At 66.6% G+C, this 24,309-nt stretch carries 23 protein-coding genes, 1 tRNA gene and 2 pseudogenes; 10 read left to right on the top strand and 16 right to left on the bottom strand.

Translation table 11 applies throughout. The features are described 5' to 3' along the window. Window positions 1-6 precede the first annotated feature (6 nt). The 4 genes from ACOGXD_RS13590 to ACOGXD_RS13575 all read left to right on the top strand — a co-directional run bounded on the left by ACOGXD_RS13590 (window position 7) and on the right by ACOGXD_RS13575 (window position 4,195). The gene (locus ACOGXD_RS13590) at window positions 7-1,134 is read left to right on the top strand and encodes an ABC transporter ATP-binding protein (protein WP_419915557.1); all 1,128 of its coding nucleotides are present in this window, start codon (window positions 7-9) and stop codon (window positions 1,132-1,134) included. 71 nt (window positions 1,135-1,205) lie between these two features. Then, window positions 1,206-2,087 (top strand): ABC transporter permease, encoded by an 882-nt coding sequence (locus ACOGXD_RS13585; protein WP_419915556.1) that lies wholly within the window; start codon window positions 1,206-1,208, stop codon window positions 2,085-2,087. A 13-nt stretch (window positions 2,088-2,100) separates the two neighbouring features. Beyond that, entirely contained in the window at window positions 2,101-2,937 is an 837-nt protein-coding gene (locus ACOGXD_RS13580; protein ID WP_419915555.1) for an ABC transporter permease, read from the top strand. 118 nt (window positions 2,938-3,055) lie between these two features. Continuing rightward, entirely contained in the window at window positions 3,056-4,195 is a 1,140-nt protein-coding gene (locus tag ACOGXD_RS13575) for a polyamine ABC transporter substrate-binding protein (RefSeq protein ID WP_419915554.1), read from the top strand. 27 nt (window positions 4,196-4,222) lie between these two features. On the opposite strand, the gene ACOGXD_RS13570 is transcribed toward ACOGXD_RS13575, so the two are convergent. The 4 genes from ACOGXD_RS13570 to ACOGXD_RS13555 all read right to left on the bottom strand — a co-directional run bounded on the left by ACOGXD_RS13570 (window position 4,223) and on the right by ACOGXD_RS13555 (window position 7,247). Continuing rightward, window positions 4,223-5,461: an acyl-CoA dehydrogenase family protein gene (locus ACOGXD_RS13570; RefSeq protein ID WP_419915553.1), complete on the bottom strand. Its 1,239-nt coding sequence runs from the start codon at window positions 5,459-5,461 to the stop codon at window positions 4,223-4,225. A gap of 34 nt (window positions 5,462-5,495) precedes the next feature. After that, entirely contained in the window at window positions 5,496-6,341 is an 846-nt protein-coding gene (locus ACOGXD_RS13565; protein WP_419915552.1) for an enoyl-CoA hydratase/isomerase family protein, read from the bottom strand. A gap of 5 nt (window positions 6,342-6,346) precedes the next feature. Then, the gene (gene infA / locus ACOGXD_RS13560; RefSeq protein ID WP_323672860.1) at window positions 6,347-6,571 is read right to left on the bottom strand and encodes a translation initiation factor IF-1; all 225 of its coding nucleotides are present in this window, start codon (window positions 6,569-6,571) and stop codon (window positions 6,347-6,349) included. Between the two features lie 148 nt (window positions 6,572-6,719). After that, window positions 6,720-7,247: a flavin reductase family protein gene (locus ACOGXD_RS13555; protein ID WP_419915551.1), complete on the bottom strand. Its 528-nt coding sequence runs from the start codon at window positions 7,245-7,247 to the stop codon at window positions 6,720-6,722. 150 nt (window positions 7,248-7,397) lie between these two features. Between ACOGXD_RS13555 and ACOGXD_RS13550 the strand changes: the two genes are divergently transcribed. Further along, window positions 7,398-9,071, top strand: coding sequence for an N-acyl-D-amino-acid deacylase family protein (locus ACOGXD_RS13550; RefSeq protein WP_419915550.1), 1,674 nt, complete (start codon window positions 7,398-7,400; stop codon window positions 9,069-9,071). 85 nt (window positions 9,072-9,156) lie between these two features. After that, window positions 9,157-10,161 (top strand): low-specificity L-threonine aldolase, encoded by a 1,005-nt coding sequence (gene ltaE / locus ACOGXD_RS13545; protein WP_419915549.1) that lies wholly within the window; start codon window positions 9,157-9,159, stop codon window positions 10,159-10,161. Between the two features lie 159 nt (window positions 10,162-10,320). Here the strand turns inward: ltaE and ACOGXD_RS13540 are convergent, their stop codons facing one another. After that, the gene (locus ACOGXD_RS13540) at window positions 10,321-12,450 is read right to left on the bottom strand and encodes a flavin-containing monooxygenase (RefSeq protein WP_419915548.1); all 2,130 of its coding nucleotides are present in this window, start codon (window positions 12,448-12,450) and stop codon (window positions 10,321-10,323) included. Between the two features lie 112 nt (window positions 12,451-12,562). Continuing rightward, on the bottom strand, window positions 12,563-13,063 hold the full coding sequence (locus ACOGXD_RS13535; RefSeq protein ID WP_419915547.1) for an FABP family protein: 501 nt from the start codon (window positions 13,061-13,063) through the stop codon (window positions 12,563-12,565). Window positions 13,064-13,127: 64 nt separating this feature from the next. Here ACOGXD_RS13535 and ACOGXD_RS13530 point away from each other — a divergent pair, with 64 nt between their 5' ends. Then, window positions 13,128-13,478 carry a thioesterase family protein gene (locus ACOGXD_RS13530; RefSeq protein WP_419915546.1) on the top strand — a complete coding sequence of 117 codons (351 nt, stop codon included), beginning with the start codon at window positions 13,128-13,130 and terminating at the stop codon, window positions 13,476-13,478. A 60-nt stretch (window positions 13,479-13,538) separates the two neighbouring features. On the opposite strand, the gene ACOGXD_RS13525 is transcribed toward ACOGXD_RS13530, so the two are convergent. Beyond that, entirely contained in the window at window positions 13,539-13,880 is a 342-nt protein-coding gene (locus tag ACOGXD_RS13525) for a peroxiredoxin (RefSeq protein ID WP_419915545.1), read from the bottom strand. Between the two features lie 18 nt (window positions 13,881-13,898). Further along, window positions 13,899-14,027, bottom strand: a complete 129-nt coding sequence (locus tag ACOGXD_RS13520; protein ID WP_419909079.1) for a hypothetical protein — start codon at window positions 14,025-14,027, stop codon at window positions 13,899-13,901. A 129-nt stretch (window positions 14,028-14,156) separates the two neighbouring features. Between ACOGXD_RS13520 and ACOGXD_RS13515 the strand changes: the two genes are divergently transcribed. Both ACOGXD_RS13515 and ACOGXD_RS13510 read left to right on the top strand, forming a co-directional pair. Beyond that, complete coding sequence (locus ACOGXD_RS13515) at window positions 14,157-15,290, top strand: DUF1295 domain-containing protein (protein WP_419915544.1); 1,134 nt, start codon at window positions 14,157-14,159, stop codon at window positions 15,288-15,290. A gap of 39 nt (window positions 15,291-15,329) precedes the next feature. Then, the gene (locus ACOGXD_RS13510; protein WP_419915543.1) at window positions 15,330-16,466 is read left to right on the top strand and encodes a DUF1295 domain-containing protein; all 1,137 of its coding nucleotides are present in this window, start codon (window positions 15,330-15,332) and stop codon (window positions 16,464-16,466) included. Between the two features lie 107 nt (window positions 16,467-16,573). Here the strand turns inward: ACOGXD_RS13510 and ACOGXD_RS13505 are convergent, their stop codons facing one another. The 3 genes from ACOGXD_RS13505 to ACOGXD_RS13495 form a co-directional block, all read right to left on the bottom strand. After that, window positions 16,574-17,698, bottom strand: a complete 1,125-nt coding sequence (locus ACOGXD_RS13505) for an ATP-binding protein (protein ID WP_419917409.1) — start codon at window positions 17,696-17,698, stop codon at window positions 16,574-16,576. A gap of 108 nt (window positions 17,699-17,806) precedes the next feature. Then, window positions 17,807-17,880 (bottom strand) — tRNA-Val (locus ACOGXD_RS13500). A 69-nt stretch (window positions 17,881-17,949) separates the two neighbouring features. Continuing rightward, window positions 17,950-18,723, bottom strand: a complete 774-nt coding sequence (locus ACOGXD_RS13495; protein WP_419915542.1) for an inositol monophosphatase family protein — start codon at window positions 18,721-18,723, stop codon at window positions 17,950-17,952. 69 nt (window positions 18,724-18,792) lie between these two features. Here ACOGXD_RS13495 and ACOGXD_RS13490 point away from each other — a divergent pair, with 69 nt between their 5' ends. Next, window positions 18,793-19,362, top strand: coding sequence for a hypothetical protein (locus ACOGXD_RS13490; RefSeq protein ID WP_419915541.1), 570 nt, complete (start codon window positions 18,793-18,795; stop codon window positions 19,360-19,362). A gap of 11 nt (window positions 19,363-19,373) precedes the next feature. On the opposite strand, the gene ACOGXD_RS13485 is transcribed toward ACOGXD_RS13490, so the two are convergent. The 5 genes and pseudogenes from ACOGXD_RS13485 to ACOGXD_RS13465 all read right to left on the bottom strand — a co-directional run bounded on the left by ACOGXD_RS13485 (window position 19,374) and on the right by ACOGXD_RS13465 (window position 24,288). After that, window positions 19,374-20,528, bottom strand: coding sequence for an ABC transporter ATP-binding protein (locus ACOGXD_RS13485; RefSeq protein WP_419915540.1), 1,155 nt, complete (start codon window positions 20,526-20,528; stop codon window positions 19,374-19,376). Continuing rightward, window positions 20,525-21,178: pseudogene (locus ACOGXD_RS13480) on the bottom strand (oligopeptide/dipeptide ABC transporter ATP-binding protein); the annotation flags it as partial. The gene ACOGXD_RS13485 and the pseudogene ACOGXD_RS13480, both read right to left, overlap by 4 nt. A 684-nt stretch (window positions 21,179-21,862) precedes the next feature. Beyond that, window positions 21,863-22,237: pseudogene (locus ACOGXD_RS13475) on the bottom strand (ATP-binding cassette domain-containing protein); the annotation flags it as partial. A 55-nt stretch (window positions 22,238-22,292) separates the two neighbouring features. Continuing rightward, window positions 22,293-23,123 carry an ABC transporter permease gene (locus tag ACOGXD_RS13470; RefSeq protein WP_419915539.1) on the bottom strand — a complete coding sequence of 277 codons (831 nt, stop codon included), beginning with the start codon at window positions 23,121-23,123 and terminating at the stop codon, window positions 22,293-22,295. Then, entirely contained in the window at window positions 23,116-24,288 is a 1,173-nt protein-coding gene (locus ACOGXD_RS13465) for an ABC transporter permease (protein WP_419915538.1), read from the bottom strand. The genes ACOGXD_RS13470 and ACOGXD_RS13465 overlap by 8 nt, the downstream gene beginning before the upstream one ends. Between the last annotated feature and the right edge of the window lie 21 nt (window positions 24,289-24,309).

Raw genomic sequence — 24,309 nt, 5'->3', positions numbered from 1 at the left:
GAGGACATGTTGTCCGCGCCACCGCCCGATGCTGGTTCCGGCGTGCCCGCCGTGGAAATGCACGGCATCTCCAAGCGATTCGGTGATGTCGTGGCAGTCGACGGCGTTGACCTGCAGATCGGCGACGGCGAATTCTTCGCATTGCTCGGGCCGTCAGGATGCGGCAAGACCACCACGCTGCGGATGATCGCCGGCCTCGACATCCCCAGCGAGGGACGCCTGGCGATCTTCGGCGAGGAAGTCGCATCGTGGCCTCCCGACCGGCGACCGGTCAACACCGTGTTCCAGGCCTACGCCCTCTTCCCCCACATGACGGTGGCGCAGAACATCGCATTCGGACTGCAGATGCGGGGCATCCGCGGCCCCGATGCCGACCGCCAGGTCGCTGAGGCCACCGCCCTGGTGCAACTCGAAGGCATGGAGCATCGCCGGCCTTCGCAGCTCTCAGGCGGCCAGCAGCAGCGCGTCGCTCTCGCACGAGCCCTGGTGAATCACCCCAAGGTGCTGCTGCTCGACGAGCCGCTCGGAGCGCTCGACCTGAAGCTGCGCCAGGAGATGCAGGTGGAGCTGAAGGCCCTGCAGCGCGAGGTGGGCATCACGTTCGTCTTCGTCACGCACGATCAAGAGGAAGCCCTGGCCATGAGCGACCGCGTGGGCGTCATGTCAGAGGGCCGGCTGCTGCAGGTCGGCACGCCAGCAGAGGTGTACGAGCATCCCGCGAACCGCTTCGTAGCCGACTTCATCGGGCGCACCAACCTGCTCGAAGGCGTCACCGAGAGCCCCTCTGTGGTGCGGCTGGATGCCGGCGCAGTGGTAGCCGCCGCGAACGAACTGGCTGTCGGCTCCCCGGCAGCGCTGAGCGTGCGCCCTGAGCAGGTGCGGCTGCATCGCCGCAGCGAGGCGCCAGCGGGCGCCCCTTGCCTCGACGGCGTCATCACCGACGCCACCTATCTCGGGCACGCGTTCGTGTACACGGTCGCGATCGGCCCCACCGCCGGTGCCAGCGGGACGCACGCAGGCGAACGAGCGGCCACCATCACCGCACGCTCGGAAACCGGCTCAGCGGCGCTTACCGCCGGTGAACCCGTCTCGGTCAGCTGGTCGCCCGAGGCGACGACGGTGGTCGCAGACTGATGCCATCGCTGCGTCGCGCCAAGCCTGCAGCGGCGCAGCCGACAGATGCTGGACCCGATACGCCACCATTGTTGACCCCTGCAGAACTGGCCGCACAGCGCAGGAAGCGGCGCACCGGCACGCTCATCGCCACGCCCGGAGCGCTGTACCTGCTGATCTTCTTCGTGGTCCCGCTGGGCCTCATCACCGTGTACTCGTTCGCGACCCGCACGTCCACGGGCCGCACCTCGCTGAGCGGCTGGAACCTCAACTCCTACGAGCGCATCGCCGACGACGTGATCCTCGGCATCATCGCCCGCTCCGCCTGGCTGGCATTCCTCACCACCGTGCTGTGTCTCGTGGTCGCCTACCCCTTCGCCTACTACCTGGCCACCCGTCCTCCCCGGCTGCGCGCCCGGCTGCTCGTGCTGGTGATGATCCCGTTCTGGACCAACGGTCTGGTGCGCATCTTTGCAATCCGTTTCCTGCTCGGGTCGAACGGCCCCGCCTCGGCGCTCAGCGAGGCGATGGGTTTCGGCACGTTCCGGATCCTGTTCACCCCCACTGCGGTGGTGCTGGGCATGGTGTACGGCTTCCTCACCTTCATGGTGCTGCCGCTGTACGTGGCGCTGGAGCGCATGGACTGGCGCCTGGTGGAGGCCGCCCGCGACCTCTACGCGAGCGGCGCGAAGGCCTTCTGGCGCGTCACCGTGCCGCTCACCCGCTCGGGCATCGTGGCGGGCTGCGTGCTGGTGTTCGTGCCCAGCTTCGGCTCCTATGTTGTGCCGGAGATCCTGGGCGGCGCCAAGACACTGCTCATCGGCTCGTACGTGGCACGCCAGTTCCAGGCCGCTCGCAACTGGCCGCTGGGCGCGGCGCTGAGCGTGCTGGTGATCGTGGCGATGCTCGTCGCGGTGGCCATCAACCAGCGGAATTCCGCCAATGCCGAGCGAACCCAGGGCGTCACGCGATGAGGAGTCACAGGTCATGAGCACCCTGGGCACCGCCGGCACCAAGCGCTCGGCCAGACACCTGCTGAAGGCCAATGCCTGGTTCGTCTTCGCGTTCCTGTATGTGCCGATCGTGGTGCTGGTGGTCTTCTCGTTCAACGACTCCGAGCGGGTCAACGTCTGGCAAGGCCTTTCGGCGCGCTGGTACGGCGAGGCGCTGGGCAATACGCAGGTGATCAGCGCCCTGCGTGTGTCGCTCATCGTGGCGATCAGCTCGACCGTCGTGTCCACGGTGCTGGGCACCGCTGTGGCGCTGGCGCTCGACCGCTACCGCTTCAAGGGCCGGAGAGCGCTGGACGGCACCGTCTACCTGCCCATCGTCATCCCCGACATCACCATGGCCGTCATGCTGCTGGTGTTCTTCGCCGAGGTTTTCAAGCTCATCGACACGATCGGCCCGAGGTTCACGCTGGGCGTCACGACCATCGCGCTCAGCCATATTGCGTTCAACATCTCATTCGTGGCTGTGGTGGTACGCGCCCGTCTCGATCAGTTCGACCGCACCCTGGAGGAGGCAGCGCGTGATCTGTACGCCACGCCGTGGCGTACGTTCAGGAGGGTGACGCTGCCGCTGATTGCGCCAGGCATCGCCGCGGGCGCCCTGCTGGCGCTGACGCTCTCGCTCGATGACGTCGTCATCTCGGCGTTCACGGCAGGGCCTGGCGCCACGACGCTGCCGGTGTACGTGTTCAGCACCATCCGTCAGGGCGTCACGCCGGAGCTGAACGCCATCTCGACGCTCATGCTGGCCACGTCGATCACGCTGGTGGTGGCATCGCTGGCCCTCCAGCGTCCGAGGAGCACGACGCCATGAGCCCGACTGCGCCGCCCAGGCGCACAACCCACCGCGCCGCCAGGCGCACAACCGACACAGTCCCGACAACGCAAGCGAGACAGCGACGCTCGACAGGAGCGTCGACAAGGGAGGAACCATGAACAGCCTTGCGAAGTGCGCATCCCCGACACGCTGGGCACGGTGGCTAGCACTCGCCGCAGCCGCGGCGCTGCTCGTCAGTGCATGCGGCGGCGGAGGCAGCGACAATGCCGCCGACGACTGCGAGCCCGGCGAGACCGACGGCGACCTCGCCTTCTACAACTGGGCCGACTACATCGACGAGGAGCTGCTGCTGGCCTTCGAGGAGGAAACCGGTGTCAGCATCGATTACACGGTCTACGAGTCGAATGAGCAGATGCTCAGCCAGGTCGAATCCGAAGCGGCCATCTACGACCTGGTTGTGCCGTCGGACTACATGGTTGCGCTGATGATCGAAGAAGAGCTGCTGCTGCCGCTCAACTACGACGCGCTCCCGAACTTCTCCAACATTGACGATGCGTGGGACAACCCGCCGTTCGATCCGGAGCACCGCTATCACGTGGCGTACCAGTGGGGCACCACCGGCATCGGCATGACCTACGACGCGCTCGACGCGATCGGCGGCGAGTCGTCATGGGCGGTCATCTTCGATGCCGACACCGCAGCGCAGGTTCCCGGGGGCATCTCGATGCTCGACGACGCGCCCGAGGCCGTGTCGGCGGCGCTCAAGTACTTGGGCTACAGCATCACCGAGACCATCGAGTCAGGCAACGAGGACGCCATCCGCGAGGCGGGTGCGCTGCTCAAGGCCACCAACGACCGGCTGGTCAAGTACGACTCGGTGACCTACGGCGACGACTTGGTCAACGGCGAGGTCGACGTCGCGCACGGCTGGAGCGGCGGGTTCGCCCAGGCGTTCTTCGAGACCGACGCCTATGAGACCCACGTGTACACGATCCCCGTCGAGGGCGGCGTGCGCTGGGTGGACACCATGGCCATCCCGCACAACGCAGACAACGTGTGCTCGGCCCACGCCATGATCAACTACCTGCTCGACGCGGAGAACGGTGCTGCGCTCACCAACTACACGTACTACGGCAGCCCGAACGAGGCGGCGACGCCGTTCATCCTCGACGAAATCCTTGAGGATCCGGGCATCTACCCGCCGCCGGACGTCTACGAGCGGCTGGAGCTGATCCCCCAGATGGGTGACCTGGGCCTGATCGTGCAGGACATGCTCACCGAGGCCAAGAGCTGATCATGTGACCCGCTGGGTGGGCGTGTCTCAGTTGCGGGGCACGTCCACCCAGGGCACATCCTTGTCGATGCGGGGCTCGCCCGGCAGGCCGAGCACCTGCTCGCCCAGGATGTTCCGCATGATCTCCGAGGTGCCGCCCTCGATCGAGTTGGCGCGCACCCGCAGGAACCCGTGCTGGACGCCGCCGTCGGAACCGTCGACCGACAGATCCCCCGGGCGGCGGAACGTGTAGTCGTACCCGACGAGCCCGTCGGAGCCCATCATGTCGACCGCGCAGGTCATGAGGGCCTGGTTGAGCTCGGCGAACGCCAGCTTGGCGATCGACATCTCCGGCCCGGGGTTGCCCTTGCGCCGATTGGCACCCGCACGCATATTGGTCAGCCGCAGCACTTCGGCACGGGTCCACAGCTTTGTCAGCCGATCACGGGTGACGTCGTCGCGCTCGGCATCGTCACGCTGGTTCCACAGCTTCACCAGCACCGAGATGGGCCCGGAGCCTCGCTTGGGAGGGCCGGCACCGCCCGCACCGATCGCGTTGCGCTCGTTCATCAGCGTGGTCAGCGACACCCGCCAGCCGTCGCCCACGTCGCCGATGCGGCTCGCATCGGGCACGCGCACATCGGTCATGTAGACCTCGTTGAACTCGGCCTCGCCGGTGATCTGGCGCAGCGGGCGCACCTCCACGCCCGGCGACTTCATGTCGAGCGCGAAGTAGGTCAGGCCCCGGTGCTTGGGCACTTCGGGATTGGTGCGGGTCACCAGCATCCCGTAGTCGCCGAGATGAGCCAAGGTGTTCCAGACCTTCTGGCCGTTCACCACCCACTCTTCGCCGTCGGCAACCGCCCGGGTTGCCAGCCCGGCGAAGTCGCTGCCCGCACCCGGCTCGCTGAAGAGCTGGCACCACACTTCCTCGCCGGTGAACATCGGCCGCAGGAAGCGCTGCTTGACGTCGTCGCTGCCGTGGGTGTGAATGGTCGGCCCGGCCAGATGCGCGAAGAAGGTCACCGGCTTCATGGGCCGGGCGCCGGCCGCCCGCAGCCGCTCTTCCACCCCGCGCTGCAGCTTGGGGCTTACGCCCAGGCCCCCGTGGCCCTCATCGAAGTGCACCCACGCCAGGCCGGCGTCGAACTGTGCACCGCGAAACTCGGCATAGCTGAGCTGCTTGGGGTCGTGCGAGGCGAGCAGTTCGTCGATGGCTGCGTCAACCCGTGCAGCAGCGGGGTCGACGGCCGCGTCGGCAGCCGGGGCGTCAAGCGTGTCGGTCATGGCGCCAGTCTGCCAGCAGCCGGCGTACTTGGGGTCAGTAGCGGTCGCCGGAGAAAGACGGGTCGCTCTTGGCCAGGAATGCCGCTGCCCCGTCGGCCATGTTGCGCGGGATCAGCACCGCTTGGTGTCCCATCTCCACGTCGAGTTGGTCGGTCAGATCACGCTGCGTGGCGCCGTCCACGGATTCCCGGATGCGGCTCATGGCGGCGGGCGAGCTGCGCCGCAGCACGTCGGTCACCTGCCCCACGGCTACGTCCAGTTCCTCGTCATCCACCGTCTTCCACACCAAGCCCCAGTCTTCGGCCTGATCGGCAGTCACCCGCTCACCAAGCAGCGCCATGCCGAGCGCACGGGCACGGCCCACCCGCATCGGAAGCTGCCAAGTGGTTCCCAAGTCAGGAACGATGCCCAACCGGGGTCCGAACGTCGCTACAAAGAACGCCGAGCGCGCCGCGATCGCCACGTCACACGACAGCGCCAAACCGATGCCGCCGCCTGCGGTGACGCCGTTGATGCGAGCCACCGTCGGCACCGGGCACTCGGCCACTGCCCGGATGGCCGGGTGAAACACGTTGTCCATCGAGTCGGTCGTGGCCTCGCCCGCTGCATCAGCGTCGAATCCTTCGGCGTCGCCAGCGGCCGCATTGCGCAGATCGGCGCCTGAGCAGAAGCCGCGGCCTTCGCCGGTGAGGACCACCGCTCGGATGCCGTCGTCGGCAGCAACCATGCCGAAGGCCTCGGTGATGTCGTTCATGAACTCGTCGTTCATGGAATTCAGCGTCTCGGGACGGTTCAGCGTGACCGTGGCGACGTCGCCCGCCGCATCCCGCTCAACGCTGTACATAACGGTGCCGTTGGACGGCTGGGTGGTGGCGCTCATGACGGCTACTTGTAGCGATACGTGATGCGACCGCGACTGAGGTCGTATGCCGAGACTTCGACTTGCACCCGATCTCCGGGAAGGATCCGGATGTGGTGCTTGCGCATCTTGCCGCTCAGGTGCCCCAGCACCTCGTGGCCGTTGTCGAGCTCAATGCGGAAGTGCCCGCCCTTGAGCGCTTCGACGGTCTTTCCTTCTAGCAAGATGGCGTCGTCTTTGACTTTCGGCACGTGGTTTCCCTGGTCGGCGGGCAGAAAATGCGTGCCCACCGCGGTGAACACGCAGGCCCCGAGAGGGGCGACACATCATGGTAGCCGAGCAGGTCTGAAACCGCCCACGGACCCTGTCTCCTGCAGGAATCCAGACCTGGCGACGCCGTCAGTGGCGCTTGACGCCGCCGTATTTCATGCGTGTGTCCGACATCGAGGCGAGCCGCACTTCGTCGTCGTTGATGCCCGCCGCCACGAGTTCGCCCATGAACAACGTGTGCGTGCCCAGATTCACGCTGTGGCGCACCTCGCAGTCCATCCATGCGGCAGCATCGACAAACACCGGTGCCCCGGTTGCAGCTTCGTACACCGACCAGCCGTTGAGCGTTCCTGTGCTTGTGCCGTCAGCAACGGCTTCGTATGCGGCGGGTTTGGAGAATTTTACGAACGGCCGGGTGTTCTCGGCGTCCCAGAGATTCACCGTGAAGGAGCCGCCGTCAGTGATCAACCGGTGAGTCACGGCCGTGTTCTCCACACCGATGCCGATGATCACCGGCTCCATCGACAGCTGGGTGATCCAGCTCGTCGTCATCGCATTGCGCTCGTCACCGGACCTCGATCCCACGAGCGCCAGCGCATTGGGAATCTTCCACGTCACCCGGTTGACCAACTCGTCGGGCAGCTCCGCAGCAGTCATGGCTGCACACTAGGCAGCGGAGTGTCACCGGCCCGCACCACTGCTCCTCAGGGACCGGCGAAGAGCGCGCGGCTAGCGTAAGCGGCACGGCCTCGGGCTGACCGGCTCGAGGGCAGTGAGCGCGTACGCGGCGAGCACGGGGACGGCGACATGGCATATGACCTGAAGATCACGGGCGGCACGATCATCGACGGGACCGGAGCGCCCCGCTACCTCGGCGATGTGGGCATCTCCGACGGCAAGGTGGTGGCGCTCGGCTCGGCCCCGGCAGAGGCCGCCGAGACCATCGATGCCACCGGGCGCATCGTGTGCCCCGGCTTCGTCGACATCCACACCCACTACGACGCGCAGATCATGTGGGACCGCCTCGTGAGCTGCTCGCCGTGGCACGGCGTCACCACCATCGTGATGGGCAACTGCGGCTTCTCGGTGGCGCCCACCCGGCCCGAGCACCGCGACCTCATCATGCGCACGCTCGAGAACGTCGAGGGCATGAGCGTCGATGCGCTGCGTGCTGGCCTCGGCGACTGGGGCTTCGAGACGTTCCCGCAGTACCTCGATGCGCTCGAAGCCAATGGCGCTGCGGTGAACATGGCGGCACTCATCGGCCACACCGCCGCCCGCATGTACGTCATGGGCGAAGAAGCAACCGAGCGTGAAGGCACGCCCGAAGAGATCGCCGCCCAGCGCGACCTGGTGGCAGAGGCGCTGCGGGCCGGTGCACTCGGCTTTGCCACGTCCAAGGCATCGACCCACGTCGGCTACGAAGGGCGACCGGTACCGAGCCGCGCTGCCACAACTGACGAGATCGTCGAGATCGCCCAGGCGCTCGGCGATGTCGGCGGCGTGATGCAGGCAACGGTGGGACGGGGGCTCAACCACGACGAGTTCGCTCGGATTGCCGAGACCACGGGAGCACATGTGAGCTGGACGGCGCTGCTGGGCTCAGCTCGGGGCCCGGGCAGCCATCGCGCTGATCTGGAGCGTGCCCGCGAGATCGCCGACCGGGGTCTGCCGGTCTTCCCGCAGGTTGCGGTGCAGCCGATCCAGTTCGAGATGAGCTGGAAGGCGCCGTTCATCTATGAAGCGCTGCGCTGCTTCAACCCGGTGTCCCAGAGTGATCTCGAAGGCCGCAAGCGCTACTACGCCGACGCCGATTGGCGGGCCGAGTTCAAGGAGAAGGCCGGCAATGGCGGCAAGATCGGTGACCGCTGGGCGCGCACCGAGATCAGCTACCTGCCGCACAACCCCGCACTCGAGGGCCGCAACATCCAGGAGATGGCCGACGAGGTGGGTCAGGACCCGGTGGATTGGGTGCTCGACGTGGCCCTCGAAGCCGACCTGGAGATGCGCATCGTCCAGGACGTGATCAATCACGATCCTGACGACATCGACGAGCTGCTGCACGATCCCACGACGGTGATCGGGCTGTCCGACGCCGGAGCGCACGCCAGCCAGCTCTGCGACGCCAAGTACTCCACGGAGTTCCTGCAGACCTTCGTGCGAGGCCGCCAGAGCTTCGATCTCGAGACCGCCATCCACATGCTGACCCAGCGTCCTGCTGAGGTGTTCGGCATCACCGACCGGGGCACGCTCACCGACGGCAAGCCCGCCGACGTGGTGGTGTTCGACGCCGACGAGGTCGGCCACCTGGGCAAGCGGCGGGTGTACGACCTGCCCGCCGGCGCAGACCGGCTGATCTCCGATGCGAAGGGCATCGATGCGGTCGTGGTGAACGGCACGATCATCCGCCGCGACGGCGCCGATGCGGTCGATCCGCACGGCCCGCTGCCGGGCAAGCTGCTGCGCAACGGCAAGGGCTGAGCAACTGAGCTGAACGGGTCCATCTGATCGGTCTTGCCCGGGCCTACTCGTTGCACGGCGTAAGCCGCATGGCAGGCTTGCTGCCGTGATCGACCTGCGCTCCGACACTGTTTCCAAGCCGACGCCCGAAATGCGGGCGGCCATGGCAGCCGCTGATGTCGGCGACGACGTGTGGGGCGACGATCCCACGGTGAACGAGCTCGAGCGCTACACCGCCGAATTGCTCGGCAAGGCGGCGGCACTGTACGTGCCGAGCGGCACCCAGTCGAACCTGTGCGGGCTGCTGGCGCATTGCGAGCGGGGCGACGAGTACATAGTGGGCCACCACGCCCACACCTACATGTACGAAGGCGGCGGCGCAGCGGTGCTGGGCAGCATCCAGCCACAAACGGTGCCGACCGACGAGACGGGAATGCTGGATCTCGAAGCGGCCGAAGCAGCCGTGAAGCCCGACAACAGCCATTTCGCCCGCACCAATCTGCTCTGCCTGGAGAACACAATCGACGGCATGGTGCTCACGCCGGCCCAGCATCAGGAGGCCCGCGACTTCGCCGACCGTCACGGTCTCGGGCTGCACCTCGACGGTGCCCGCCTGTGGAACGCAGCGGTGTCGCTGAGCTGCTCCCCCGCCGAGGTGGCCGACCCGTTCGACACCGTGTCGGTGTGCCTGTCCAAGGGCCTGGGCGCTCCCGTCGGCTCAGTGCTGTGCGGCACCGATGAACTGGTCGGCCGGGCCCGTCGCTGGCGCAAGGTGCTGGGCGGCGGGATGCGTCAGGCCGGCATCATCGCTGCCGGCGGGCTGCATGCCCTGCAGCACCACATCGACCGGCTGGCCGACGATCACGCCAATGCGCAGCGGCTTGCAGCCGGGCTCGCAGCCATCGACGGCATCACCGTCACCGGCTGCAACACCAACATGGTGTTCTCACAGCTCGATCAGAACGACCCGACGCTCGGCAAGCGTGTCGAGGGCCGCGGCGTGCTGGCCGACTGGCGTTTCGGCCGCTCGCGTATGGTGCTGCATCTCGACATCAGCGAAGCCGACGTCGACACTGCCTTGGAGGCCATCGCCGCTGAACTGGCCACCTGAATTCCGGCGGGCACTGCTGCAACCGCTGCTACGATTCGCAACTAGAGGGCAGGGCCGCCGGGCAGAGTGGACGATTTTCTGTGCAACGGCGGCCCCGCCCGACTGCTGAACATAGCCACGGGCTCAGGCGCAACGCCGTTGAATTTCAGTTGATATCGATCAGTCGGCGACGAGTTCCCGGTCGGCTGCTCGGGGCTCGCAGACGTAGTCGTCGAGATCGGCCTCTTTGGTCATGTCGAAGTAGTCGACGTTGCGCCATGGCGAGTTGACCACGATGCGGCCGGCCTCGTTGCGGTAGTAGCTGGTCATGCCGGGATGCATCCACACCATGTTCTCGTGGGCATCGTCAACGCGGTCGCGATACTCGTCGTGGACATCTCGCCGCACTTCCACCGAGCCGAGCCCTTCGGCGCACATCTTGGCGATCATGTCCATCACGTAGCGCACCTGCATCTCCACCACGAAGATCAGGCTGCCGCCGTGGCCGGGCTGCAGGTTCGGCCCGTACAGCGTGAAGAAGTTGGGGAAGTCGGGCGTGACCGTTCCCAGGTAGGCGCTGGCGTCGTCGTCGCCCCACGATTCGCGCAGGCTGCGGCCCGAGCGGCCGGTTGCCTCGTAGGTGGTGATGAACCGCAGCACGTCGAAGCCGGTGGCCAGCACCAGCACGTCGGCATCGCGCTCGGTGCCATCCGCGGTGCGGATGGTCTGGCCGGAGATCTCGGCAATCGAATCGTCGACAAGCTCCACCTTGGGGTTGCGCAGCATCCGGTACCAACCGTTGTCCATCAGCATGCGCTTGCCGAAGGGCGGGTACGTAGGCAGCACCTTGTCCAGCAGCTCGTCGGCCCGGTCGCCCAGCTCGTCGATCACGTAGCGGGTGAAGTAGGCCCGGTGGGCGTCGTTCTGGGCGTTGAGCGACCGCTCGGGGTGCTCCCAGTCGGGGTCCTTCTGCAAGGCGGTGTGGATGCGGTCGTTGAACGTCCAGCCCAGCCGCACCCGGTACCAGGCCCGGTACAGCGGCACCGCCTCGAACAGGGTTCGCATGGCGTCGGGAACCGGCTTGCGGAACTGATCGAACGGCGCAGCCCAGTGGTTCGACCGCTGGTAGATCGCCAGCGATTCCACGTCGTGCTGGATCTCGGGCGCTGTCTGCATGCAGCTCGCCCCGTTGCCCACGATCGCCACGCGCTTGCCGGTCACATCGGCATCGGCAGGCCAACGTGCGGTGTGCCACGTTTCGCCGCTCCAAGTCTCGAGGCCATCGATGTTGGGGCGGATCGGCGGGTTGAAGATGCCCGCGGCGCTGATGATGACGTTGGCCTCGATGATCTCGGTGGGACCGTCGACGCCTTGAGCATGTCCGTTTGCGCCGGGTGCCGTTGCTGCGCCGTTGTCGCGGCGCCGCAATCCGGTCTCGTCGGGCGTGGCGCTGAGGCCGAGCCGCCCGGTCTCCCACCGGCCTTCGTTGTCGGCCACGTGGCGCACCTCGGCCTGCCAGACCTGTCGCTCGGCGTCGTAGCTGACGCGCTCCACCGAGGTGTTGAAGCGGATGCTGCCGCGCACGTCGAAATCGTCGGCCACCTTCTCGAGGTAGCCGTGCAGCTCGTCGCGCAGGCAGAAGTACATCTTCCAGTCGTGCGGCGCGAACGAGTACGAGTACAGGTGGTTCGGCGTGTCGACACCGGCTCCCGGGTAGCGGTTCTCCCACCACACGCCGCCGACGGTTCCGTTGCGCTCGACCACCTCGTAGGGCACGCCGGCCTGCTGCAGGTTGATGGCAGCGCACAGCCCAGAGGCACCAGCGCCGATCACCAGCACCTTGAAGCCAGGTGGCACGTTGATCGGGTCGTGGTCGAGGAACTTGGCCAGGCCGAGCTGGGCGGCAGTGAAGGCGCCGTACTCGTCGGGCACGTGCTCGCCCATCGCCGTGCTGAGCATGCGCACGATCAACGCGTCGTCAGGCTCGCCGATCGCCATCGGGCGGCCGTCCCGCCATGCGGCGATGGCTTCGAGCGCAGCCTCCCGAACCTCTTGCTGATGCTCGGGAGCCAGGCCGCCCGTGTCGTTGTCGCCGAGTCCGGGCTGGCGCTTGGGCCGGTAGGGATCGTCGAGCCAATGCAGCTCGCCCGTCATCTGCACCAGCACCATCAGCAGCGTCGGGATGTTCGCTACCGCTACCGCAGCCGCCAGCGTCTCGTCGTCCACATCGGGGCGGCCCGCTGCCGTCGGGGCGCCGTAGTCGGCCGCATGGGCTCCGTTTGCTGCACTGGTTCCGGACATCTCTGACATCGCTCCCCCTCTGACCCAAGGGCCAGCGTAGGACGTTGCGCCGGAGCGGACCCGGTGTGCCGCAGCCGCGGCGTCGCAGCGATCTTTGTCAGTGCTCGCTGATCCGGCTGTGTCAGGCCAGTTTGGCCAGCTCGCCGCGTAGGTGGTGCAGGAGTTCGGGGTGCCCCACGGCGGCCATCCAGAGCTCGGAGATCAGCGAGGCGTCGTCGGTCCCCAGCCCGACAATGCTCAGCTCCCGCCGCACCGAGGTCACCTCTTTCGCGCTGGGCGTGAGGCCGACCTGCGAGCTGCGGAGTTCGATCGTCAATCCGTCGGATGTGGTGCGGACCGTGCCGAGGCAGATCTCGACAACGCCGGACGGCTGTGCCAGCGCGAGTTCCAAATCGCCCCCGGGCAGGACCCGCAGGTAGCCCGCCTCCGAGTGCAACGGCTCACCGGTCTCGCGGTTGCGCGTGCGCTGGATCATCGACACAAACGGCTTGCCGACGTGGCCGAACGTCAACTCTTCGGTGTAGGCGAAGTCGTCGATGGTCGGGTACTGACCGGTGCCGCCACCCTGCCAGGTGCCCAGCAGCGGGGCGAGCGGTTCGCACTGCGGATGCAGCTCAGGCATTCCCGCAACCTACTGGGGCGGCGCCTGACACTTCGCCAGAGCGCGTCTTCTACAGTTTGCCGCCATGAGCGGAGCCATCGAAGTCGGATTCACCACAAGCGAGACCCACCGGGTCACCGACGAGATGTCCCCGCCGCACCTGCCCAACAAGGTGCTGTCCACCCCTGACATGGTCCGTCTCATCGAAGGCACCTGCCTGTTCGGCGTTCAGCCGCACCTCGACGAGAACCAGACGACCGTAGGCATACACATCTGCGTCAGCCACCAAGCCGCTGTGTCCTCGGGCGAGGACGTCGTGGTGTCGGGCGAGATCAGCGAAGTCGACCGCCGCCGTCTCGTCTTCGACATCCGGGTCACCCACGGTGACACGCTCATCTCTGAGGGCACGCACCAGCGGTTCATCGTGGGCGGGTAACCGCCCAGCAATCAGCACAGGGCGGCTAGCCGCCGAGCAGTCAACACGTGGCGGTTAGCCCTAGCCCTGGCGCTGCCTCATCTGCTGCACGAAGCGGATGATCCGCATCGTGTCGAGCGCGGTGAACCGTCCGATCGGCCCCGTCGAATAGCACGCTTGAGCCACCTTGCCGCCCGGGGACAGGATGAACCCGGTGGCGTGCAGGATGCCCCGCCCCTCTTCGGTGTAGGCGCCGGTCAGCGACGACACTTCAGCCATGTCTGCGCTGTGCAGCATCTTCACCGTGCGCAGCTGCAAGCCGTCGGAGAGGCCCTGCGTGGTCTCCTTGTCGTCCACGGAGAGCGCCACGACGCTGGCGCCGAGCGACTTGAGCAGCGAGCCGGCGCCGTCGAAGTCAACCAACTGTTGACGGCAGTACGGTCACCAGTGACCCCGGTACACCAGCACCACACCCCAGCCATCGCCGAAGACGCCGGGGATCGTGACCTGCTGATCCTCGAGGTCGGCCAGTGTGAGTTCGGGGAATCGATCCCCGCTGTCGAGTTTCATCGGTTCACGCACCTTCCTACAGTTGCTGCCGGACGCTACTGCCGAATGCGCCGAGGAGTCCCTCAGCGGCAGGCCGTTGACGGCAATACTGGCGGTCTGCGCATAGATGCGTGAGAAGGGGTGCAGATCATGATCGGCTGGCTCGGCATCGACCATCTGTTCGAATTGACCGCCGGTGAGGCGGTGCTGGGGTTCCTCACACCGCTGTTCGTCTGCGCCTTCGCCTTCGTGGCGCACATGATCCTGCCCGCCCGGCGCGTGACCGGCTACGCCACCAACCGCGACACCGGCGAGCCCCGCAGCTACCGACTCAACGGCATCTTGGTGTTCGCGCTGGCGCACATCGTGTGGGCGTTCGAGCTCTTCGGGCTGCCGCGCGACTGGTTCTACCGCTCGACCATGTACGCGATAGCAGGCGGCGTGATCATCGCCGCCATCGCGACGGCCATCGTGGTGTTCAGCCAGCCCGTGGGCGAGCAGAAGAACCCGTTGATTGCGTTCTATCTCGGACGTGCGCAGGAATTGCAGTTCTTCAACAACCGCTTCGACCTCAAGATGTACTTCTACATCGTCGGCGGAACGATGCTCTCGCTCAACGCTTGGTCCGCGCTGGCCTGGCACGTCGATGAGGTCAACGACGTCAACCCCGGCCTCGTCCTCTACGTCATCATCAACTCCTTCTACGTCTTCGACTACTTCGTGTGGGAGCGAGTGCAGCTCTACACCTACGACCTCATCCACGAGAACGTCGGGTTCAAGCTGGTCTGGGGCGGGCCCTTCGTGTGGGGCTGGATGTTCGTGCTGCCGCTGTGGGGCTTGGCGAAACACCCCGATCCGGGTTTCTCAGGCGGCCCGATGTACCTCTGGCTGATCGGCAGCGCAGTGCTGTTCGTGGCCGGCTGGGTGATCTCCCGCGGCTCCAACATGCAGAAATACACGTTCAAGCGCTGGCCCGAACGCTCCTTCCTCGGCATCAAGCCGGAGGTGATCGTGGCGGGCGACCGCAAGATCCTCTGCAGCGGGTTCTGGGGGAAGGCCAGGCACTTCGGCTACTTCGGCGAGGCCCTGTACGGGCTGTCCAATGCGCTCGCGTTCGGGCACTTCACCAACCTGTGGGCCTGGAGCTACTTGATCATGATCGTGACCTTCTTCGTTCCCCGCCAGTTCGAGGACGACAAGGTCTGCGCCGAGAAGTACGGCGCGGAGAAGTGGGCCGAGTACCAGGCCCGGGTTCCATACCGGATCCTTCCCGGCATCTTCTAGCGACAACCGGCTGCGCCGGTACCGGAAAGGAGGCCACCCATGTTCGAGCGACTCGGCATCGGGCACCTGACAGAGCTGACTGCGGGCGAAGCGGTGTTGGGCTTTCTCACACCGCTGTTCGTGATGGCCGCGTTCTTCGTGCTGCAGATGGTCATTCCCGGAAAGCGCGTCCCCGGTTATGTCACCGACACCGAGACCGGCCAGCCCCGCAGCTACCGCCTCAACGGCCTGGCGGTGTTCGTGGTGGCCCAGGCGCTGTGGTGGTTCGAGCTCACCGGCATGCCGCGCGACTGGTTCTACCGCTCATCGCTGTACGCCGTAGCCGGCGGAACGGTACTGGCCGTGATCATGACCCTGATTGCCGTGTTCAGCCAGCCCGAAGGCGACGTCAAGAACAAGTTCCTGGCATGTTGGTTCGGCCGCGCCCAAGAGATGCAGTTCTTCAACGACCGCATCGATCTCAAGATGTACTTCTACGTCGTCGGCGGCACGATGCTGTCGCTCAACGCCTTCTCCGGCGCGGTCTGGCACTACGACAAGTTCGGTGACGACGCGAATCCAGGCGCGTACCTCTTCGCGGCGTTCTTCACCCTCTACGTCTTCGACTACTTCGTCTTCGAGCGAGTGCAGCTCTACACGTTCGACATCATCTACGAGCGCCTCGGGTTCAAGATGTTCTGGGGCGGCCTGTTCGTCTACGGCTGGATGTTCATCATCCCGATGTGGGGCATGGCAGCGCATTCCGATCCGGGCCACTCAGGGGGCTGGCGGGCGCTCTGGCTGATCGGCGCACCGGCGCTGTACCTGGCGGGCTGGTGCGTCAGCCGTGGCGCCAACATGCAGAAGTACACGTTCAAGCGCTGGCCCGAGCGCAGCTTCCTGGGCATCAAGCCGCAGATCATCGAAGCCGGCGAGCGCAAGATTCTGTGCAGCGGTTTCTGGGGCGCATCCCGCCATCCCAACTACATGGGCGAAGTGTTCTACGGGCTGGGCCTCGCCGTGGCGTGGGGTCACTTCGGCAACCTGTGGGCGTGGCTCTATCTGATCTACGTGTTTGCGCTGTTCAGCTACCGGCAGATGGACGACGACAAGCGCTGCGCGCAGAAGTACGGCCCCGAGAAATGGGCCGAATACCGCGAACGGGTCCCCTACCGCATCGTTCCCGGCATCTACTGAGCCAGCCGCCGACCGGCAATGCAATCGGTCGTGGGGCACGACGCAGATCGGCGAGCTGAGGCGCGCCGATGTGCGAGCCTGTTACTGCGAGACGGCTCTCGAAACGATTATGCCGCGCCAATCCAGCCCCGATGATGTAGCGCTGCGGTCAAGAGTTCTGCTGCGCCGATGGCGGTGATGCGGTCGGCGAGCGGGAAACGGTGGGGGCCGGCGTACACGATGAAGAGGTGGTCGAGTCCGAGGTCGGCTAGGGCGACGTGCATCGACTTGGTGACTGCGGGCTGAGCCGTGCGCTTGATTTCGAATCCGAGGACTCGTCCGTCGATCTCCAAGCGCAGGTCGAGCTCCGCTCCCCCATGGGTCGACCAGTAGGACCCTTCGGCCGGGGCGAACCTGGTCAAGATCTGCTCGATGACCATGCCCTCCCAGCTCGCGCCCAGCATCGGGGATCGCTCGAGGTCGTACATCGTGGAGATGCCGAGCAGGCGGTGCAGCAGGCCCGAGTCGCGGATGTAGACCCGGGGCGATTTGACCTGGCGCTTGGAGATGTTGGCGAACCACGGCGGCAGTTGGCGGACCACCAAGGCGTCGCTCAGCGCGTCGACATAGCGCCTCACGGTCGACTCCGAGACATCAATCGACCGGGCGATACGGGCCCCGTTCCAAGTCTGCCCGTGATAGTGGGCGAGCATCGTCCAGAAGCGCCGCATCGTCGTGGCCGGGAACCCGAAGCCCAGCGCAGCCAGGTCGCGCTCCAAGAAGGTCGAGATGTAGTCGTCGCGCCACCGGTTGGACGCCTCATCGGTGGCTGCCACGAAGGGCTCTGGCAGGCCTCCTCGCAGCCACAGGTCCTCGAGACGCTCGGGGCCGACATCGGCAAGCCGAAAACCGCCGAGCTCCACGAACGTCACCCGGCCGGCCAACGACTCCGAGCCGAGGCCGACAAGATCAGGAGACGCGCTGCCCAGCACCACGAACCGGCCCGGCCTGCGGTTCTCATCCACCAACACCCGAAGCGTGGGAAACAACTCCGGCATCCGCTGGGCCTCGTCGATGACCATCGTCTCGCCGGTGTCGCGCAGCGCCAGCGTCGGCTCGGCAAGACGGGCAAGGTCACGATGGTCCTCGAGATCGAAGAACGCTGCCGGCGACGAGCCGACGGTCTGGCCCGCCAGCGTGGACTTCCCCGCCTGACGAGGACCGGTGAGCAACGTCACCGGCGCATGCGACATCGCCTCGCGCAGCCTCTGAGCATCAACAGTCCGGGCAATCAGTGGCACCCAGCCAGTTTATCCTTGAAATTCCGCTGCGCAATAATGGATTTTCAAGGAACTGGCCTGTGGGCGCTGCAGGACTCGAACCTGCGACCCCCTCCTTGTAAGGGAGGTGCTCTCGCCAGCTGAGCTAAGCGCCCCCGGTCGGCCGGGTTTCGCAGGCTACCGGCCGCCGCCTGAGCCGGACCCCGGCTGCCGAGCGTGTCGGCTCAGCCTCTCAGCAGGGCCGCCAGTTCGGGCGTGCTGGCAGCGATGGGGCCCCGGCGCTCGCTGTGGCTGAGGTGGAACAGCTCCCTGCCGCCGGCCTCGCCGTACCATGCGCCCGCTTCGCTGCAGATCAGGATTCCTGCGGCGTAATCCCAGACGCCATGGTTCGAGTTGAGGTCCAGATACGCGTCGAGTCGGCCGCAGGCGACTGCACAGAGGTCCAGCGCCGCAGAACCAAGCACCCGCACCTGCCAGACCGGCAGCTCGGAGCTGGGCCTTCCCGATACGCCGATCACTGCACGCGCACCATGCTCGCACCCGCTCGGAGTGATCGGACGACCGTCGAGATGCGCTCCCTCGCCGGCAACGGCGGTGAATTCCTCACCCGACACGAGGTGGCGGACAAGCCCGGCCACAGGCGTTACGACCGTGGCACCGGTCCGGGCCGTGGCAGCACCAGCGTTGCCGCTGTCCACGACGCAGAGGCTGATGCAGTAGTGCGGGATGCCCCGTGACGCATTGGTGGAGCCGTCCACCGGGTCCACGATGACGGTCTCGCTGCCCGACCCAGCGCGCAGCCCGGACTCCTCGCTCAGCACGCCGACGCCGGCTGCAGCGAGCACGCCGAGCGCTGCCGCGTCGGCCACCTGATCGAGCGCGTACTGATCGGGTCGCTCCCCGCCGTCCTGCCAACGGTCGAAGCCAGCCAGCGCCGCCTCAACCGCATCGGCAGTGCGCCGCAGCAGCTCCAGCCAACCGTCGTTCTCTGAATTCACTCGTCGAATGCTGCCACCCGGCGCTATAACCTCCGCGCATCACCTCAGCGCCGCATGGGGAGCATCCCGATGGCAGCGATCGACATCTCTGGCTACATGGCGAGCCTGAAAGACCATGCGCATGCGCACGGCTTTCACATTCACGACGAGCGGCAGTTCATCGAGACCTACAGCCTGCGCCAGACCTGGGAGGTCGACCTGCACCCCGCTGAGGCCTGCGGCGGCCCGCTCGACCTTCACCTCACGCTGGAAGCCGATCCGCGCACGATGCTGTCATTCGAGGAGGTGCTGTGGGCGACGCCAGAAGACGAGCTGCCGCCCGATGAATTCTGGTTGCCCCTGATGTTCACTTGGGCGCTCCCGCCGCTGGATCGCAGCCCCGACATGCTCGTGCTGGCGACCGACCTGGCCGGCCTCGGCGGCACAGCCCTGCCGGTCGAGGTGTCCGCCATCGATTCGCTCACATCTGTGACCGACGCAGCGAAACGGACGCTGATGATCGTGGCACGCAAGGAATTGTCGCTACAGGCGCTGCTGCAAGGCGAGGACGACATGTGCGAGCCCTTCGACCTGTGCACCAAGATCTGCGACTACCTGCTGCACCACGCACACGACTGGTACGAAGAAATCCCCTCGTAGCGTCGCTCTCGCTAGGTGGGGTTGATCACGACCCCGGCTTCGCTGACCCGGCCCGATGCGATGTTGCGCTCGAACGCCTCGGCCGCCTCGGGCGTACCGACCGGGTAGAAGCAGCGGTACAGGTGCACGCCTGCCGCGGGGCCGGGCTCGTCGTCGTCATCGCTGCCGGTGATGCTTGATCGAGCGGGTGCCGCCTTGGGCACCTCGATGAGCGCCGGTTCCTCGGCGAAGCACAGATCCTGCGCGTACTTGCAGCGGGGAGCGAACTTGCAGCCGGTTGGCAGATCGGTCATCTGGGGCGGCTGGCCGCCGATGATCTCCAAGCGCGCATGGCTGTCGTCGGTGACCTTGGGGATCGACCGGAACAGCGCCTCGGTATAGGGCATCCTCATGTCGCTGAACAGCGTTGCGGTGGGTGCGCGCTCCACGATTCGCCCTGCGTACATCACGATGATCTCGTCGGTGCGGCCAGCCACGATTCCCAGGTCGTGGGTGATGAGCACCAGCGACATGTTGCGCTCGGCCCGCTGAGCTTCGAGCAAGTCCAGGATCTGGGCTTGCACAGTGACATCCAGCGCCGTGGTCGGCTCATCCGCGATGAGCAGGCGAGGGCTGCACGCCAGGGCGATGGCGATCACGATGCGCTGGCGCATCCCGCCCGAGAGCTGGTGGGGATACTCGTCGATGCGCCGGTGCGGCTCGGGAATGCCCACCTCTTCGAGCAGATCGAGCGCAGCGCTGCGTGCGGCACGCGCCGACAGGTCGCGATGCACCCGAAGACCCTCGCCAACCTGCTTGCCGATCTTCATGACCGGGTTCAGCGAGCCCAGCGGATCCTGGAAGACCATCGCGAGCTGGGGTCCCCACATCTCGAGCAACTCACGACGGCCCAGCGACATCATGTCGATGCCGTCGAAGCTGACGTTGCCGGTCGAGGTCACCCGGGATTTGGGCAGCAGCCGCATGATGGATCGGGACATGACCGACTTGCCCGAGCCGGACTCCCCCACCACGCCCAACCGAGCGCCCCGGCGCAGCGACCATTCGACTCCGTCGACCGCGACCAACGGGCCCACCGGGGTGTGGAAGGTGGTGTGCAGCTCAGCGACGTCGAGCAGCGGCCTCCCGTCAGACCCCGACAGATCCGGCACCGAGGCGTCGCTCACGACTCCCCCCGCGAGGCTGACGCCATCTCGACGCGCACCGGCGCCGTTTCGCCGACGAGCGGCGTGTGGCAGGCCACATACCGCCCGGGGGCGATCTCTCGCATCTCGGGCTCTTCGTCGATGCAACGCTGCGCCGCATGCGGGCAGCGGGTACGGAACCGGCAGCCCGACGGAGGATCCATCGGCGAGGGCAGCTCGCCGCCGATGCGCCCCGACCCCAGCTCAGCCTCCGGATCAGGCTGCGGAATCGCCGCCAGCAGTAACTCCGTGTACGGATGGGCGGGCTCATCGAACATGGCATCGGGCTCGCTGACCTCGCAGAGCTTGCCCAAGTACATGACCGCCACCCGGTCGCTCACGTTCTTGACCACCGCCAGGTCGTGCGCGATGAACACCAGCGTCAGGCCCATGAGGTTCTTGAGGTCTTCGAGCAGGTTGAGAATCTGCGCCTGCACCGAGACGTCCAGCGACGACACCGGCTCATCGCAGATGATCACCTGCGGCACGCTCACCAGCGCACGGGCGATCGAGAGCCGCTGCGCCTGACCGCCGGAGAACTCCCACGGCCGGCGGTCCATGGCGTCGTCGGGGTTGATGCCGACGTATTCGAGCACCTCGCGGACGCGCGGCTCAGCCTGCTCGCGCTCGGCGTCGCGGTTCACCCGGTAACACCGCAGCACCCACCGGAACAGGAGGGCGTCGACGACCGCCGAGGCCACCAGCACGGCCAGCTTGATGCCTCCGTCGAGACCGGCGACGTAGAAGACCTGAAGAACCACCATGGCGCTCAGCGTCGTCGCGACCCCACTGGCACCCGCCCGCTCGGGCTTCGCAACCGACAGCACGAGCCATACGGCCAGTACGGCGGTGAGCAGGATCAGCCCGCCGGAGTTCAGCCATTTCGCCCAGCCCCCGAAACTCGACCAGGTGCGCCACAGCATGAAGGCGCTCGCGCCCGTGGTGACGACCACACCCGCGAGCCCGACAGCACTGGACACCTCACCGAACTGGCGCGACATCAAGCCAAAGGGCAGCATCACTGCGAGCAGCACCCAGGTCAGGCCGAGCAACAGGGCAATCGCGCCGGCCAGCAGCAACAACGCGAGCGTCGGGAAGCCGATGATCGCTGCAGGCACCTGCGTCCAGCCCAGCCACGGTTCGGCGGCGCGCTCCTCGACGGTCTCGGAGAGGATCCACAGCACGAACGCCACCGAGGCCAGCCGGCCCACGATGCGCAGCGGGACTGCAGCCCGCCGCAGCAGGTTTTGCAGCAGCTCGCCGATGCGGTCCTGCCACACCGCCATGGCGGTCCGCCTCGACACGTTCTCCAAGGCGATGAACAGCGGCTCGGCCACGATGTCGCGCACGCGGCGCCGTGGGTTCAGCGACGAGATCGGATCTTGGTAGATCATCTGCAGCCGCGGCCGCACCTCGCGTATGGCGTCCTCGTCGAGTTCGGTCAGCTCTTGGCCGGCGAGCTGCACGGTGCCCGAGGTGGGCCGTGGCAGCTGCAGGATCGCCCGCCCAGTCGTGCTCTTGCCGCAGCCCGACTCGCCGACCAGCCCGAGGGTCTCGCCCTCGGCCAAGTCGAGCGACACACCCGAGACCGCGTACACCGTCCGGCCGCCGGCCGCCGGGAACTCGACCACCAGATCCCGCGCGCTCAGGAGCGCATCCGGGCGCAGATGGGCGTTTCCGCTGCCTGCCATCAGAGACCAGCTCTCACAACCGGGCCCTCGCAGCCCTGCCTTGGCAGCGAGGCCCTCACAAGACCGATTCCCTCGGCTCGAAGTACTGCTGCAGCTTGTCGCCCACGAAGTTGAGCGCCAGCACCGTCACAAACATGACGATTGCGGGCATCAGGCTGATGTGCGCGGCCACATCGAGGTTTGTGCGCCCCTTGTTGATCATGTCCCCCCAGGTGGGCGTCGGCGGCGGGACGCTCAGGCCCAGGAACGCCACCGAGCCCTCCACCACGATCAGGCCCGCCATGATGATCAGCGAGTAGCTGACGAATGAGGGCGCCACATTCGGCAAGATCTCACGGAACAGCACCCTGCCGTCTCGGGCCCCGAGAGTGCGGGCCGCGAGCACGAAATCCTGCCCGGCCCAGCTCAAGGTGGCGGCACGCACCACTCGCGCTATCGGCGCGATCGACAGCAGCACGAAGGTGAACACCAGGATGAAGATGCGCCGCTTCGCTTCGCCGTCCAGGAACAGCACCAACGCCAAGAAGAGGATCAGCGGCGGGATCACCAGCGATGCATTCAGCGTGGCCGTGAGCCAGCGATCGACCCGGCTGCTGAAGTACCCCGAGACCATGCCGAGCAGGCCGCCGATCACCAGCGCCAGCACGGTGCCGACGGTCGAGATCACGAGGCTCACCTGCGCCCCGTAGATGACGCGGCTGAAGACATCCCTGCCGACCCCGTCGTTGCCGAACCAGTGCGTCAGGCTGGGCCCCTGTTTCGAGGTGCCCGGGAAGGTCTCGGCAGGATCCTTGATGGGCAGCACGTCGGCGAACACGGCCGCAAGGGCGAGCACGACGAGGTATGCCACCGCCACCCAGAAGACGAACCCCAGCCGCTTACGCACGAGCGCCCACCTCCCGGCCGCGCAGCCTCGGATCCAAGGCCAGGTACAGGAAATCAGACATGGTGAGCACCACGATGTAGAGCGTCGAGATCACCAGCACACCGCCTTGCACAGCGATGAAATCGCGTTGGGTGACGCCCAGGAAGATGTACGCCCCCACGCCTGGGATCGTGAAGATGAACTCGACGATCAGCGCGCCGCCGATGAGCAGACCGACAGTCAGCCCCACCACGGTCAGCAGCGTGAAGCTCGACGGTCGCAGCGCGTGGCGCCACAGGATCCGTCGCGTCGGCAGCCCCTTGCTGCGAGCCAGATCGATGAACGGCAGGCGCAGCGTGGCGATCATGTCCGACCGCAACAAGCGCATGAACACGGCCGCTTGGCCCATCGCCAACGCCAGCGACGGCAGCAGCATGTGCTTGAAATGCAGCACGACGTCCTCGCCGAGCGGCACATAGCGCGCGGCCGGCAGCACGCGGAATCCGATCTCGTTGCCTGCCACGCTGAGCCCACCGATGGACAAGAAGAGCACGAGCATCACGGCGAGCACGAAGTTCGGCGTGGCCAGGAATCCCAGCATCACGTTGTTGATCGTGCCGTCGGTCTTGGTTCCCTGCCGGTAGCCGGCCCAGATGCCCAGCGGGATGGCGAAGCCCAAGGCGATCACGACCGAGTAGGCCATGATCTGCAGCGTCGGGGTCATCGAGCGCGAGATGCCGTCGGCGACGTCCTCGCGCAGAACGATCGACGTTCCGAGGTCACCCGTGAGCACGCCGCCCAGCCAGTTGCCGTAGCGGTTGAAGAACGGCTCGTCGAGGCCGAGCTCGGTGCGGACGATCGCAATCTGGTCGGCAGTGGCCGCAGGGCCCAGGATGTTGATGGCGGGGTCGCCGGGCAGGCTCGCCATCAGCGCGAACACTACGAACGACACCCCCACCAGCACCGGGATCACGCCGGCGATGCGACGCAATGCGTAACGGCCGTCCGCGATGCCGGCCCCGACGGTGCCGATGACGACGAGCACGCCGAAGGTCCAGCTGAACGGGGGCCGCCACAACCACGCCCACGCGATCGTGGCCAGCAGCGCCACCGCGACGATGCGGCCGAGCTGATCGCGGACTGCCTGCTTCATGCCCGTCGTGCCCCCCCCAGCTGGTTCGCCCATTGTTGCCCGCTCATGTTCGCT

Origin of the sequence: Candidatus Poriferisodalis sp. (assembly GCF_965204125.1) — a bacterium.
Lineage (GTDB): Bacteria > Actinomycetota > Acidimicrobiia > Acidimicrobiales > Poriferisodalaceae > Poriferisodalis.
Note: the sequence above shows the minus strand (reverse complement) of the source record. Positions and strands in the feature narration are given on the sequence as shown.

Bases quoted from the DNA above. Each gene is read 5' to 3' on its own strand.
- ACOGXD_RS13590 (WP_419915557.1), top strand. From the start codon at position 7: ATGTTGTCCGCGCCACCGCCCGATGCTGGTTCCGGCGTGCCCGCCGTG.
- ACOGXD_RS13580 (WP_419915555.1), top strand. From the start codon at position 2,101: ATGAGCACCCTGGGCACCGCCGGCACCAAGCGCTCGGCCAGACACCTG.
- ACOGXD_RS13575 (WP_419915554.1), top strand. From the start codon at position 3,056: ATGAACAGCCTTGCGAAGTGCGCATCCCCGACACGCTGGGCACGGTGG.
- ACOGXD_RS13570 (WP_419915553.1), bottom strand. From the start codon at position 5,461: ATGACCGACACGCTTGACGCCCCGGCTGCCGACGCGGCCGTCGACCCC.
- ACOGXD_RS13565 (WP_419915552.1), bottom strand. From the start codon at position 6,341: ATGAGCGCCACCACCCAGCCGTCCAACGGCACCGTTATGTACAGCGTT.
- ACOGXD_RS13555 (WP_419915551.1), bottom strand. From the start codon at position 7,247: ATGACTGCTGCGGAGCTGCCCGACGAGTTGGTCAACCGGGTGACGTGG.
- ACOGXD_RS13550 (WP_419915550.1), top strand. From the start codon at position 7,398: ATGGCATATGACCTGAAGATCACGGGCGGCACGATCATCGACGGGACC.
- ACOGXD_RS13540 (WP_419915548.1), bottom strand. From the start codon at position 12,450: ATGTCAGAGATGTCCGGAACCAGTGCAGCAAACGGAGCCCATGCGGCC.
- ACOGXD_RS13535 (WP_419915547.1), bottom strand. From the start codon at position 13,063: ATGCCTGAGCTGCATCCGCAGTGCGAACCGCTCGCCCCGCTGCTGGGC.
- ACOGXD_RS13530 (WP_419915546.1), top strand. From the start codon at position 13,128: ATGAGCGGAGCCATCGAAGTCGGATTCACCACAAGCGAGACCCACCGG.
- ACOGXD_RS13520 (WP_419909079.1), bottom strand. From the start codon at position 14,027: ATGAAACTCGACAGCGGGGATCGATTCCCCGAACTCACACTGGCCGAC.
- ACOGXD_RS13515 (WP_419915544.1), top strand. From the start codon at position 14,157: ATGATCGGCTGGCTCGGCATCGACCATCTGTTCGAATTGACCGCCGGT.
- ACOGXD_RS13510 (WP_419915543.1), top strand. From the start codon at position 15,330: ATGTTCGAGCGACTCGGCATCGGGCACCTGACAGAGCTGACTGCGGGC.
- ACOGXD_RS13505 (WP_419917409.1), bottom strand. From the start codon at position 17,698: ATGTCGCATGCGCCGGTGACGTTGCTCACCGGTCCTCGTCAGGCGGGG.
- ACOGXD_RS13490 (WP_419915541.1), top strand. From the start codon at position 18,793: ATGGCAGCGATCGACATCTCTGGCTACATGGCGAGCCTGAAAGACCAT.
- ACOGXD_RS13465 (WP_419915538.1), bottom strand. From the start codon at position 24,288: ATGGGCGAACCAGCTGGGGGGGGCACGACGGGCATGAAGCAGGCAGTC.